This is a genomic window from Alteribacter aurantiacus DSM 18675, from assembly GCF_000429705.1.
Taxonomy (GTDB): Bacteria; Bacillota; Bacilli; order Bacillales; family Salisediminibacteriaceae; genus Alteribacter; species Alteribacter aurantiacus.
Genome location: NZ_KE386941.1, coordinates 2,278,418 through 2,291,748, shown reverse-complemented (window position 1 = coordinate 2,291,748; position 13,331 = coordinate 2,278,418). Strand labels below are relative to the sequence as shown.

The 13,331-nt window shown below is 44.4% G+C and carries 10 protein-coding genes; all 10 read left to right on the top strand.

Annotation, left to right across the window (positions count from 1 at the left end; all coding sequences use genetic code 11):
• Nucleotides 1–37 precede the first annotated feature (37 nt).
• Nucleotides 38–1,039, top strand: a complete 1,002-nt coding sequence (locus tag G476_RS0114865; RefSeq protein WP_026690806.1) for an ABC transporter permease — start codon at nt 38–40, stop codon at nt 1,037–1,039.
• Between the two features lie 46 nt (nt 1,040–1,085).
• Nucleotides 1,086–1,967 (top strand): nickel transporter permease, encoded by an 882-nt coding sequence (nikC, locus tag G476_RS0114860; protein ID WP_051314867.1) that lies wholly within the window; start codon nt 1,086–1,088, stop codon nt 1,965–1,967.
• 101 nt (nt 1,968–2,068) lie between these two features.
• A complete protein-coding gene (locus tag G476_RS0114855) occupies nt 2,069–2,836 on the top strand; it encodes a 3-hydroxyacyl-CoA dehydrogenase (protein WP_026690804.1) in 768 nt (255 codons plus the stop codon).
• 17 nt (nt 2,837–2,853) lie between these two features.
• Complete coding sequence (locus tag G476_RS0114850; protein WP_026690803.1) at nt 2,854–3,999, top strand: acyl-CoA dehydrogenase family protein; 1,146 nt, start codon at nt 2,854–2,856, stop codon at nt 3,997–3,999.
• 27 nt (nt 4,000–4,026) lie between these two features.
• Nucleotides 4,027–5,181 carry a thiolase family protein gene (locus tag G476_RS0114845; RefSeq protein WP_035186590.1) on the top strand — a complete coding sequence of 385 codons (1,155 nt, stop codon included), beginning with the start codon at nt 4,027–4,029 and terminating at the stop codon, nt 5,179–5,181.
• Between the two features lie 20 nt (nt 5,182–5,201).
• Entirely contained in the window at nt 5,202–6,137 is a 936-nt protein-coding gene (locus G476_RS22155) for a CaiB/BaiF CoA transferase family protein (protein ID WP_156906578.1), read from the top strand.
• A 176-nt stretch (nt 6,138–6,313) separates the two neighbouring features.
• On the top strand, nt 6,314–7,930 hold the full coding sequence (locus G476_RS0114835; protein WP_026690801.1) for a long-chain fatty acid--CoA ligase: 1,617 nt from the start codon (nt 6,314–6,316) through the stop codon (nt 7,928–7,930).
• Nucleotides 7,931–8,363: 433 nt separating this feature from the next.
• Nucleotides 8,364–10,094 (top strand): thiol reductant ABC exporter subunit CydD, encoded by a 1,731-nt coding sequence (gene cydD, locus G476_RS0114825; protein ID WP_026690800.1) that lies wholly within the window; start codon nt 8,364–8,366, stop codon nt 10,092–10,094.
• A complete protein-coding gene (gene cydC / locus G476_RS0114820) occupies nt 10,091–11,803 on the top strand; it encodes a thiol reductant ABC exporter subunit CydC (RefSeq protein WP_026690799.1) in 1,713 nt (570 codons plus the stop codon). The genes cydD and cydC overlap by 4 nt, the downstream gene beginning before the upstream one ends.
• A 147-nt stretch (nt 11,804–11,950) precedes the next feature.
• The gene (locus tag G476_RS0114815; RefSeq protein ID WP_026690798.1) at nt 11,951–13,300 is read left to right on the top strand and encodes a DUF5068 domain-containing protein; all 1,350 of its coding nucleotides are present in this window, start codon (nt 11,951–11,953) and stop codon (nt 13,298–13,300) included.
• Nucleotides 13,301–13,331 lie beyond the last annotated feature (31 nt).

Here is a 13,331-nt window from a genome sequence, read left to right as displayed (position 1 = left end):
ATCTTATTTACATAAGTGGAAGTTAGAGGTGAATGCGATGCTCTCGTATACGATCCGAAGATTACTCATGCTCATTCCAGTGTTGATCGGGATGTCCTTAATTACATTTTCCATAATCCACCTCATTCCAGGTAACCCTGCCCAAACGATCCTTGGTGAACAGGCTACTCCCCAAGCGATTGCTCAGTTGGAAGAACAGCTGGGACTCAATGAACCGTATTTTGTCCAATACGGAAATTACATGGCAGGTCTTGTGCAAGGAGATCTTGGAACGTCACTTCGGACAAGAGGCGAGATATCAAGTGAGATTCGTCCGTACTTGGCTGCGACCATTGAGCTGACCACCTTTGCTATGATCTTTGCAGTTGTCGTCGGAGTGAACGCAGGAATTATTAGTGCATGGAAGCAGAATTCTCTTTTTGACTATACAGCGATGATTATTGCACTTGTAGGGGTATCGATGCCGATCTTTTGGCTTGGGCTGATGCAACAGTGGATTTTTGCCCAAGAACTTGGGTGGCTACCGGCCTTTGGGAGAGGAAATCCGAGGGACCCAGTCGAAACAACCACTCATTTTTACTTGATTGATTCGATCATCAATGGACGGTTGGATCAGTGGTGGACATCGTTCAAACATTTGATTCTCCCCGGCATTGCTCTTGGTACGATCCCAATGGCGATTATTGCCCGTATGACTAGGTCAAGTATGCTCGAAGTGTTGCGACACGATTACATCCGTACAATTGAAGCAAAAGGTTCACGCACGTTTACAGTCATTTACCGCCACGGGTTTAAAAATGCGGTTATTCCTGTTTTAACGGTAGTCGGTCTTCAAACAGGGACTTTACTTGGAGGGGCGATCCTGACGGAAACGATCTTCAGTTGGCCTGGAATTGGTCGATATGTGTATGAAGCTATAGGCAATCGTGATTATCCCGTTATTCAATCGGGCATTCTTGTTATCGCTACGATGTTCGTTCTAATTAATCTGGTCGTGGATCTCCTCTATAGCTATATAGATCCTAGAATCAAATACTAGACGGGGGAGGGAATACATTATGGAAACTGCCAAACCATCGAGTCCGATGCAAGGTCCGGAGAAACCTCAGCTATCAAGAGTAGAATCAATTTCTCCATGGAGAGAAGCATACTGGCAACTCCGAAAAAACAAATTGGCGATTGTAGGTCTCTGTATCGTTTTGTTTTTTATCTTTATGGCAATATTTGCACCACTATTAACAAGTCATTCTTTTAGTAGCATGAATGCGGCAGATCGCCTTCAAGGACCATCTGCAGCACACTGGTTTGGAACGGATTATTCCGGTCGTGATATCTTTTCTCGTATCGTTTATGGAGCGAGAATTTCCTTAATGGTCGGATTTTTTGCCGTAACAGGAGCCATGTTCTTCGGTTCATTACTCGGGATTGTAGCCGGGTTTTACGGAAAATGGATTGATATGATTATTTCACGAATTTTTGATATCATGCTGGCTTTTCCAAGTATTTTGTTGGCCATTGCCATCGTTTCTGTGCTTGGACCGTCTTTGCAAAATGCACTTATTGCCATTGCGATTATTAATATACCGATCTTTGGTCGTCTAGTACGATCAAAAGTAATTTCCATTAGGCAAGAAGAATACATCCTTGCGGCGAAGGCTCAAGGAATGAAGAGTACCCGAATTCTTTTTCACCATGTACTCCCAAACAGCACGGCTCCAATAATTGTTCAAGCTACACTCGGATTTGGTACGGCTATCCTAGAAGCAGCAGCTCTTGGATTCCTTGGGCTCGGTGCACAGCCTCCGACTCCTGAATGGGGAAGGATGCTATCTGACTCCAGGCAATACATCCAAAGTGCCCCGTGGACCGTTTTATTTCCGGGATTCTCGATCATGCTTGTCGTACTCGGGTTTAACATGATTGGTGACGGATTACGAGATGCTCTTGATCCTAAAATGAAAAGCTAACCGGAAAAATACATGCACTTTCTTCAAAGAAGAAGGTGCATCTTCGCGTTCCTTTCGTTGGTCCATTCATTCTTTAACAGAAAAAAAGGAGGATCCTTTGTATGAACATGAAAGACACTATTGCTTTTGTGACAGGCGGAGCTTCCGGCCTCGGGGAAGCCGTTGTTAGGTACACAGTAGAACGAGGGGGAAAAGCGATCATCTTTGACCGTTCCATCGAGAATGGAGAAAAGCTCGTCGATGAGCTTGGTGACCAAACTCTTTTTTTCCAAGGGGATGTGACGAAAGAAGAAGACATAAACAGCGCTTTGGACAAAGGTATTGAGCGAATTGGTGAAATCAACACTGTAGTCAACTGTGCTGGCATCGGTTCTGCCGAGAAAGTGATCGGGAGAAAAGGGATTCACAGCTTGGAGCGTTTTTCAAAAACGATTGAAGTCAATCTGATCGGTACATTTAATGTGATCCGTTTAGCTTTTGACAAAATGAAAGCGAATACATTAATGGGTAGTGAAGAAAGAGGCGTAATTATTAATACGGCGTCAGTAGCCGCTTTTGATGGTCAAATTGGTCAAGCTGCTTATAGTGCGTCAAAAGGGGGAGTCGTCGGTATGACGTTGCCAATCGCAAGGGAACTGGCTTCGTTCGGCATTCGTGTGATGACGATTGCGCCTGGTTTGTTTAACACGCCAATGTTTGCCTCTTTACCTGAAGAAGCAAGAGACGCTCTTGGGAAGATGACCCCATTCCCTTCTCGTCTTGGACAACCGGAAGAGTATGCGAAATTGGCAGGAGCCATTATTGAAAATCCAATGTTGAACGGAGAAGTCATCCGTCTTGACGGGGCAATCCGTATGCAACCGAAGTAAAAAAAGGAGGAGAAAGAATGAATCATCCCTATTTAACAGATGACCATCACATGTTTAGACAAGCGTTACGAAAGTTTTTGGATAAGGAAGCCTATCCGCACTATGACCAATGGGAAGAAGAACGGATGATGCCACGGGAATTTTGGACGAAAATGGGGGAGCAAGGATTCCTATGTCCGGATGTGGAAGAAGCCTATGGCGGATCCGGAGTAGACTGGGGTTTCTCGGTCGTCATCAATGAAGAATTGGAGAAAGTCGGAACCAGCATGATCGGGATCGGCCTTCATAATGATGTTGTCGTTCCGTACCTGACTGCTTTTGCTACTAAAGAACAAAAAGAACGTTGGTTACCTAAGTGTGTGTCAGGTGAAATCATTACCGCTCTTGCCATGACTGAACCGGGAACAGGATCGGATTTGGCAAACATTAAAACAACGGCGGTCCAAGATGGGGACCATTATATTTTAAAAGGGCAAAAAACGTTTATAACCAACGGAATTCATTCAGATCTCGTAGTTGTAGCTTGTAAAACGGACCCAAAAGCCGAACCGAAGCATAAAGGGGTCAGCCTTCTCGTGGTGGAAAGAGGGATGGAAGGGTTCTCAAGAGGAAGAAAACTCGACAAGGTTGGTCTACATAGTCAGGACACGGCCGAGTTGATTTTTGAAGACTGCAAGGTCCCGAAAGAAAACCTTCTTGGTGAAGAAGGAAAAGGGTTCTTATATATGATGGACAAGCTTCAGCAAGAACGTCTCCTCGTTGGAATAGGAGCTCAAGTAGCTGCCGAAGAGATGCTAGAGATGACAATGGACTATGTGAAATCCCGAAAAGCCTTCGGACAGCCTGTGAGTAAGTTTCAAAACACACAGTTTAAGCTGGTTGAAATGGCAACAGAAATTAAAATGGGTCGAACGTTTCTAGATCAACTTATTGCAAGACATATTGCCGGGGAAGACGTAGTAACGGAAGTGTCCATGGCAAAATGGAAGCTAACAGAGATGGCAAAAGACATAGCCTCTACATGTATGCAACTTCACGGTGGGTACGGCTATATGGAAGAATACAAGATTGCTAGACGTTACAGAGACATTCCTGTATCTGCGATTTATGCGGGAACCAATGAAATCATGAAAACAATCATTGCTAAAAATATGGGTTTATAGATTGCGATCGAAAGGAGATTAATCTTAATGAATAGAGAAGCTGTCATTGTAGAAGCAGTAAGAACACCGGTAGGAAGGCGAAAAGGAGTGCTTCAACATGTTCGGCCGGATGACCTCGCTGCGATCGCTTTAAAGGAAGTGGTGAAGAGAGCGGGAATTAAGCCTGATATCGTAGAGGATGTGATCATGGGCTGTGTAACCCAGTCCGGGGAGCAAGCGGGCGATATTGGTAGAGTAGCGGCTCTGATTGCAGGGTTTCCTGAGCACGTTCCAGGCACTACGATCGACCGTCAGTGTGGATCGAGCCAGCAGGCCGTTCACTTTGGGAGCCAAGCGATAATAAGTGGAGACATGGATGTGGTCATTGCAGCCGGTGTTGAAAACATGGACCGGGTGCCAATGGGGTCAAACTTCCAAGGGGCTAAGCCGAGTGAACAGTTGACCGGAAAATACGAAATCGTTCATCAAGGGATCTCTGCTGAGAAAATGGTTCAAAAGTGGGGCTTTACCCGTGAGGAGATGGACGAATTTGCGGCTGAAAGCCATAGAAGAGCATTAGAGGCACAAAAGGAAGGGTACTTTGACAATGAAATTGTCCCTGTCTCCGTAACCCTGCCTGATGGAACTGTAGAAGAAATCACTAAAGACACAGGACCGCGGGAGGGAACGACTGCAGAAAAGTTGGCAGGGCTGAACCCTTCATTTATGGAAGAGGGGACCATTCACCCCGGTAACTCCAGTCAGATCAGTGATGGGGCAGGCGCTGTACTTATTATGAGCCGTGAAAAAGCAGAGGAGCTTGGATTAAAGCCGAGATTCCGTATCCATACCCGTGTGGTTGTGGGGTCAGACCCCACACTCATGCTAACAGGTCCTATTCCAGCTACAAAGAAAGTGCTTGAAAAATCAGGTCTGTCACTTGAAGACATCGATGTTTTCGAAGTGAATGAAGCCTTTGCACCCGTTCCTTTAGCGTGGTTAAAAGAAACAGGGGCCGATCCCAAAAAACTGAATCCAAACGGTGGAGCCATTGCTTTAGGGCATCCGTTAGGGGCAAGCGGCGTTCGACTTATGACGTCCATGATTTACGAGCTGGAGCGGACAGGCGGTCGCTACGGTCTTCAAACCATGTGTGAAGGATATGGGATGGCAAACGCAACGATCATTGAACGACTGGACTAACGATCAGGGGGAGGTGAAGCATGCTAGAAGGTATTAAAGTGATCGATTTTTCATTTTATTTACCAGGCCCATACGCAACCCTTCGTCTTGGTGACCTTGGAGCCGAAATCATAAAAGTTGAGCCCCCCAATGGAGAGCCGGCCAGAAACACAGGACATCTTATAAATGGAGAGGGTCTCGTCTTTTTGGCCAATAACCGTAACAAAAAGAGCATAACTTTGGATTTAAAGACGAAAGAGGGACAGGATATAGCCCTTTCATTGATCGAAGATGCTGATGTTATGGTGGAGAGCTTCAGGCCAGGAGTGACGAGTCGCCTAGGGATTGATTATGAGAGTGCAGTAGCAAAGAATAAGGACCTCATTTATTGCTCTATTACCGGCTACGGGCAAAAGGGAGCTGCAAGTAAGCTAGGAAGCCATGATTTGAATTATATGGCTGTAAGTGGAGCTCTTGCTCAGCTTAAAGGGAAAGACCGTGTGCCGGTCCACCCGACCAATACCTTTGCCGACCTTGTAGGGGCTGTGGTGGCAAATGAACGAATCCTTTCTGCTTTGTGGAAAAGGGAAAAAACCGGAACCGGATCGTACATCGATATTTCATTGGCCGATGAGATGATTTCATTTATGACCAATCACGTCTTGTTTGAACAAGAAACCGGGAGGGAAAACGGGGTTCCCATTCTCGATGGAGAACTCATTTGCTACAGCCTTTATAAAACGAAAGATGATCGCTATGTTGCCTTGGCCGCTGTAGAAGAAAAATTCTGGAGTAACTTCTGTGAGGCGATTGGAAGACCGGACTGGTTGAGGGCTCATTGGTCAAACGCATCACATTCGAATCCGGTTTATCTAGAAGTTGTGTCATGTTTTTCCGAAAGGACGTTAAAAGAATGGACAGAGTTTGGTTTGAAACACGATTGCTGCCTCACTCCTGTCATGAAACTGGTGAGTTAAGGCATTCTCCTTATTTTCAGGGGAAAGACCTTGTTTGGGAAACGGAGGATGGCATGAGACAAGTAGCCACGTATCCTTCTCAAGGTAAAGAGATTCCTTATTCAAAACCTCCTATGAGAGGGGAACACACAGAGGATTTAATCAACCAACTTAAACGCTGAAAGGGGAAATGTATGATGATGAATGTACCACTTACAGTAGGGTCAATGATGGAAAGAGCGGAGCAGTTTTTTCCGGAAAAGGAAGTCATCTCAAGAACATTAGGCGGGGTATCAACGTTTACTTACAGAGAGATTGGGAAGCGGACGAGACGTCTGGCTTCTGCTCTTGCAGACCTCGGTGTAAACAGAGGAGATCGTGTTGGAACGTTGGCGTGGAACCACCACCGTCACCTTGAGGCCTATTTTGCGGCCCCGGGGATGGGTGCCGTCCTGCACACGATTAATATTCGGTTGAGCCCAGAACATATTGTCTACATCATTAACAATGCGGAAGACAAAGTTCTTTTAGTAGATGAAGATGTATGGCCTCTTGTGGAAAAAGTAAGAGACCAGCTAAAATCAGTAGAAGCATTCATCATCATGACCGATTCCCAGGAGCTGCCGGATTCAGAAGACTCGTCTCTTTATTCTTATGAACAACTACTTGAAAAAGGGGACGAGCGGTTTGAATTCGTGAAGGACCTTGATGAGAACGAACCGGCGGGCTTATGTTACACCTCAGCAACTACGGGAAATCCAAAAGGCGTCGTTTATTCTCACCGTGGGATTGTTCTTCACTGCTTTGCTCTAGGATTAGCAGATACGGCAGGCCTTTCTGAAGAAGATCGTTGTATGCCGGTCGTTCCTATGTTCCATGTGAATGCTTGGGGATTGCCTTTTGCAGCAACAATGCTTGGGACTACGCAAATTTTGCCTGGTCCGCAGTTTACTCCTAAGCTCTTGGCGGACTTTATCGAGTCGGAAAAAGTAACAATTACAGCAGGAGTTCCGACCATTTGGTTGGGGCTATTAAATGAGCTAGAGAGCGGGAGTTATGATACGTCCAGTTTGAGAGCGGTATTGTGTGGCGGATCAGCAGCGCCTCTCGGTATGATTCGTGCCTATGAAACAAAATACAAGATTCCGTTTTTACACGCGTACGGGATGACTGAAACGAGTCCACTTGTGACGGTATCGAAATTGAAAAGCTATCAAGCTGATTTGAATGAAGAAGAAAAGCTCGATGTACGAGCGAAGCAAGGTCTTCTCGTACCCGGCCTTGAAATGAAGGTCGTTGGTGAGCACGGGGAAGTGGAATGGAATGGGGAAGATATGGGCGAGCTTATGCTTAGAGGTCCTTGGATTGCCAATGAATATTTCCGTGACGAGCGATCGGAGGAAGCGTTTAGAGACGGCTGGCTTCATACAGGTGACGTTGTAACGGTCGACAAAGAAGGGGTAATAAAGATTGTTGACCGCACGAAAGATTTGATTAAAAGTGGCGGTGAATGGATCTCTTCAGTTGATATTGAAAATACTTTGATGGCACATGAAGCTGTGTTCGAAGCGAGTGTGATAGCGGTGGCACACCCTGAGTGGCAAGAACGCCCTGTAGCATGCGTGGTCCTTAAGGAAGAGGAGAGAGACCGTGTAAGTAAAGAGGACCTGATGGCGTATTTGAAGCCGCAATTTGCGAAGTGGTGGCTTCCGGATGACATTGTCTTCTTGGAAGAAATTCCGAAAACGTCTGTGGGGAAATTTTTGAAGAGATCTCTTAGAGATCAATTGAAGGATCATTTAGCGGTGAAATAACGGTGGAGTATGGTTTAGGAGGCGGCCCATGGGATGGGTCGTCTTTTTAGGTGTGTTGAGGGCGTGGTGGCGCGCTAACCTGTTTAAATGTTGAGGAAACCTGTTTAAATGCCGCGCTAACCTGTTTGATTGGAGGATGAACCTGTTTAAACGACGTGCTAACCTGTTCAAATCGCCTACCAACCTGTTTAAAGCCAGCATTCACAAACCTGTCACCTTTTTTAAGAGCACCTAGTATGTAAAAACACGCTCAATCGTTTATAATATAGAGATGATTGGTGATTCCTTTAAAAATGAAGGACTTTATTTTTAAAGGAATTATGTGAAAATGTTCACAAACAAGAAATCAACAAAGAATACTAGAAACGTGTCACGATAGGAAGGCTAAGTGAAATGAACCGATTAACCAACCACCTTAATGGGGGATGTTTTAATGAAAGAACTTAAAAAACTGGCATTTGCTCAAAGAAGCAAAGTAAATCAATTATATATATCGAGTTTTCTAATGGGAGCCGTCATAATTGCTCAAGCGTATTTGATCGTGCTTGTTGTAGATGGCGTATTTCTACAAGGACAATCCTTTTCATGGGCCGTCCCATTTTTAGGCGTACTGATTGGGGTCTTGGTGCTACGCTCAGTTCTTACCTACACGATCAATCGCACGGGAATTCAAATGGCGTCCAAGGTGAAGCAAGACTTCAGAGAATCCTTACTAAAGAAGTTTACGACTAACCCCATGCAAGCCTCCTTACAAGGACAGTCCGGGAAAAAAGTAAGCGTGATGCTCGATGCCGTCGATGAAGTGGATGGCTTCTTTAGCAAGTATATTCCGCAGATGATTCTTACGTACATCGTGCCGCTCATGCTTTTGGTGACGATCTTTATCATTAACCCTTATTCGGGACTGATTATTTTAATTACCGCTCCATTCATCCCGTTTTGTATGATTCTGATCGGAAAGGTGACACAGAAAAAACAAGATGAGCAAGTGGAAGAGCTTACGGCTTTTTCTGGACAATTTCTTGATACTCTTCAAGGTCTTGTGACGTTGAAATTATACGGGCGGGGAAAAGAGCAAGAAGAGAAGATAAAAGAGAGTAGCTTGCGTTTTAGGGAAGCGACGATGAATGTGCTGAAGGTGGCTTTCTTATCTTCATTAATGCTTGAATTTATCGCGATGTTAAGTATTGCACTCATTGCTGTTGAAGTAGGGCTCCGTCTCGTGATTTATGAAAGTATCTCTTTTTTCACAGCTTTTCTTGTACTCACCATTGCTCCTGAATTCTTTAACACATTGAAAAATCTCGGGGCTGCTTTTCATTCAGGTCGAGGAAGTATGGCAGCTACAAAGCGGATCAAAGAAGAAATCGATGAGCCTGAACAACCGGTGATCTGGGGGAGTCAAAGCTATGATTACTCAAAGCCACCAGAACTTAAGCTAAATCAAGTTCATTTTCAGTACGTGGATGACGGCTTTTCGCTTGATGAGATAGATGCGACGATTCCTTCTGGTAGCAACGTGGCCATTATTGGGCAGAGCGGATCTGGAAAAACGACCTTGTTGCACTTGTTGTCTGGCCTAGCTCCTGTGACGAACGGTCAAATTTTCGTTAATGGAACACCGAGATCAGAATTAAATGAAGAAGACTGGTTCAGTGGCTTGAGTTATATTTCTCAGCATCCTTATTTATTTGCTGGATCGATTGCTGATAATATCGCCCTCGGTATGGAAGAGACGGTTTCAAGAACACAAGTGAAAGAAGCAGCTGATCAGGCAGGACTGAACACGGTTGTGGAAAAGCTGGAACGAGGATTGGACACACCGGTTGGAGAGGGTGGTCGTGGTCTTAGTGGTGGGGAAAAGCAACGTGTGGCTCTTGCAAGAGCGTTTTTAAAGCGACCGACTTTGATCCTATTTGATGAGCCGACTGTCGGACTTGATCTTGAGACAGAACGGATTCTGCAATCGGCTATTTCGGAGTTATCCAAGACGGCTACGGTCATTACGGTTGCACACCGTCTTCATACGATCCAACAGGCTGATCAGATTATTCTATTGGAGAACGGTCGAGTTAAAGGACAAGGAACGCACGTTGACCTTTTACAAGAGTCAAAAGAGTACCGGAAGATGGTATCGATTCAACAAGGAGGTGTGGATGAATGAGGGACTTGAGCGTGATGTTCTCCATGATTTCCCGTGAAAAGAAAGACGTTTTATACTCGATTTTATACGGCTTTCTAGCTGGGGTGGCTGCAGTTGCCCTTTTTGCCTCTAGCGGATTTTTAGTGTCAAAGGCGGCTCTCGTCCCCCCTTTGTATACACTCACGATGACGATCGCGTTTTTGAAATTTATTAGTTTCTTAAGAGCCGGAAGTCGTTATGGTGAAAGATATGTGTCTCACAAAGCTACATTTACAATACTCAGTAATATGAGAGTTCATTTTTACAAGAAGCTGGAGCCACTTGCACCTGCAATCTTTCAAAAATTTCGAAGTGGAGATCTTCTAGCGAGAATTGTAGGGGATGTAGAGAACCTTCAATTCTTCTTTCTCCGGGTCTTTTATCCGCCAGTGGTGATGGTTACGATCTTTTTGAGTACGATCGTATTTACGTTGTTTTTCTCTGTGTATATTGCATTAGCCATTGTAGTCGGGCTGATTTTGACCGGTTTTGTTATCCCGGCGTGGTTTGCATATCGGCAAAGGAATGTTTATCGGCATGTGAGGGAGGAACGAGGAGCATTTTCGACAGAGGTAGCGGAATTGTTATATGGGTTTCGAGACTTGAAAATACACCAGCGGTTGGATCGCCAAGAACAGGAACTTTTGAAGGCATCGGATTCGTATGTGGACGAGCAAGAAAGAGAGAGCGTTCAAACGGCTTACAGTGAATCGGTAAACGGAGCCGTCGCTCTTACAGTCACATGGGTGGTTTTATGTATTGGCGCCTATTTGGCTACCACCGGTCAATTAAACGGTCTGTTTCTGGCGTTACTCGTGTTAACCTCTTTGACTGTGTTTGAGAATTCTACTCCTATGGCTTCGTTTCACACTCATTATGAAGGAAGCCGGCAGTCTGCCAAGAGGCTGAATGATGTTACAGGTGATCAACCTGTCAACAAAGAATCGAATAACCAGAGGCTTCCAGACTCAGCTTTTTCTATGAGTGGGAACCACGTGAGCTTTACCTTCGAGGGGGAGGAACGGCCAGCAGTTGATGGTGTAAGCTTTACCATTCCTCGAGGTTCCAAAACAGCAGTTGTGGGGCCGAGTGGCTCCGGTAAATCGACTCTTTTACAGCTGTTACTGAAGGTTCACCAACCCCAAAATGGCGAAATGACAATCGATGGTCAATCATCGAAAGAGGTTGCTCAAGAAGAGGTGTGGCGAACGGCAAACGTCGTTCTTCAAGAAAATCACTTTTTCTATGGAACGATTGAAGATAATTTGAGAATTGCAAAAGACGACCTGGAAGAAATTGAGCTTGAAGAGGCTTTGGAAAAAGTGAATTTAAGCCACTTTAACTTAGGTGATCGGGTTTATGAAAAGGGTGGAAACTTGTCTGGTGGAGAAAAGCAACGTCTGGCTATCGCAAGAGCCATGTTGAAAGGTTCTCACTTATGGCTGTTAGATGAACCGGTTTCCTCTGTGGATAGCGTAACGGAACAGACGGTGTTACGTGAAGTGTTCGACCAAGCCAAAGAGGATACCCTCGTGTTAATCAGTCATAATTTGAAAGGTCTGGAACGGATGGACCAAATTATCGTTATGAATGAAGGGCGAATCGAAGAGTCCGGTACGTTCGATGAACTGATGGAGAAGCAAGGTTATTTTTACAAAATGAAGCAAATTGAACAGGAGATCTTGATGTGAAGCAGGAGTCTAAAGGGCTCTTGCTTCTTTTTTCGCTTTTTTATTATTTCCGCACTCGAAGAAGTTTGAATGTTATAGAAATAGGGGTATACAGAAAAAGGTAATAAATACTAAAAATTTCATATTGTACAATGGAGGAGAAGATCGATGAAAAAGACACGTGTTTATGTAGGCGTTGTATTAAGCATGTCGTTGGTGTTAAGTGCTTGTGGAGATGGTAATGATTCTACTAGTGCAGTTGAGCAAGAAGAGACGGAAACAGAAAGTGGACAGATGGAGGAAGAAGAGACGGAAGAGCAACATGATGAAGGACAAGAGCAGGACGAGGATATCAGTGACGAGCCTGATTCAGAGAGTACTGAAGATGAAAGCGATGTAACAGAGGAAGCTGAAGAAAATGAACCAGAGGAAGAAACCTCTAATGCAGAAGGATCGGAAGACAGTCTATTAAACCCTTCTATTCCTGAGCTGTCTGAGGGGGATATTGAAGTTATTTATACAAATACGAATGCGGGCTATGAGCACGATATGGACGGGTTTGTTGTGCGTGTTGATGAGTATCAAATTGTTAAAATAGAAGATATGAACAGGAATATGACGATTCCTTTTGACGATGAAATTGACGGCTACTTGGTTACAGCCGTTGTGGAAATTGAAAACCAAAGAGACGAACCAATGTTTTACCCGATGTCATTACGTATTCAAATGAATGATCAATATGATTATTCGGTCTCACAACCGAGATTGTTTATTAAGGACGAAGATATTCTTCAGTCAGAAATGGAAGACGAAGTATCCAAATATGGTGCTGGTGAAACCGTATCAGGTTTTGTTTCTTTCGCCTTTTCCAACGATGATTTTGACCGCTTAACAACGACCAATCCCAAATTCGTGATCTCAGGCGGAGCAGCCGACAACGACCAATACTCCGGAAGCTATCGTGAAGAAGGGGTTTTTGATTTTATATATTCTAGTGAACAAGGTGATGAGGTTTCTTCTCGCCCTGATTTGTACCAAAGTAAGTTAGCTACAGATAATATTGCTGAACAAACGATTATTTTTGAAGATACCGCGATTGATCAAGAAGAACAAATTGATGATGTGAAAGTGACTTTAAAAGGTGTTCAATACACTGATCTTGAGCCGACTGCTTCTTTTGAAGAAGCCTTTACCGATACAGGTGATGGTCTTGTGGCATTAACGGTACTGTTTGAATTGGACAATCAGTCTGACGCAACAATCAGCACATTTTCAACTCGTACCATGTTAACGGTTGATACAAACCGAGCAAGATACATGTCAGAGGGAATGTTGGAACCGAGTATCCAAACGTTACTTGAGCCAGGCCAGAGTACTGAAGATATGAAAGTCTTTCTCTTTTATAAAGATGAATTCGAATTATATAATGAGTTTGAGCTTGAATACGGCCCATTCTATGGAGAAGATGGACAGGAATTGTTTAAAGCGGAAGTACTTGAATTTACTTTACCAAGATAAAGAAAACAAGACTGACTGAGGTGGAATGCAC

Coding starts and splice junctions, on each gene's coding strand:
- G476_RS0114865 (WP_026690806.1), top strand. CDS start 38: ATGCTCTCGTATACGATCCGAAGATTACTCATGCTCATTCCAGTGTTG.
- nikC (WP_051314867.1), top strand. CDS start 1,086: ATGCAAGGTCCGGAGAAACCTCAGCTATCAAGAGTAGAATCAATTTCT.
- G476_RS0114855 (WP_026690804.1), top strand. CDS start 2,069: ATGAACATGAAAGACACTATTGCTTTTGTGACAGGCGGAGCTTCCGGC.
- G476_RS0114850 (WP_026690803.1), top strand. CDS start 2,854: ATGAATCATCCCTATTTAACAGATGACCATCACATGTTTAGACAAGCG.
- G476_RS0114845 (WP_035186590.1), top strand. CDS start 4,027: ATGAATAGAGAAGCTGTCATTGTAGAAGCAGTAAGAACACCGGTAGGA.
- G476_RS22155 (WP_156906578.1), top strand. CDS start 5,202: ATGCTAGAAGGTATTAAAGTGATCGATTTTTCATTTTATTTACCAGGC.
- G476_RS0114835 (WP_026690801.1), top strand. CDS start 6,314: ATGATGAATGTACCACTTACAGTAGGGTCAATGATGGAAAGAGCGGAG.
- cydD (WP_026690800.1), top strand. CDS start 8,364: ATGAAAGAACTTAAAAAACTGGCATTTGCTCAAAGAAGCAAAGTAAAT.
- cydC (WP_026690799.1), top strand. CDS start 10,091: ATGAGGGACTTGAGCGTGATGTTCTCCATGATTTCCCGTGAAAAGAAA.
- G476_RS0114815 (WP_026690798.1), top strand. CDS start 11,951: ATGAAAAAGACACGTGTTTATGTAGGCGTTGTATTAAGCATGTCGTTG.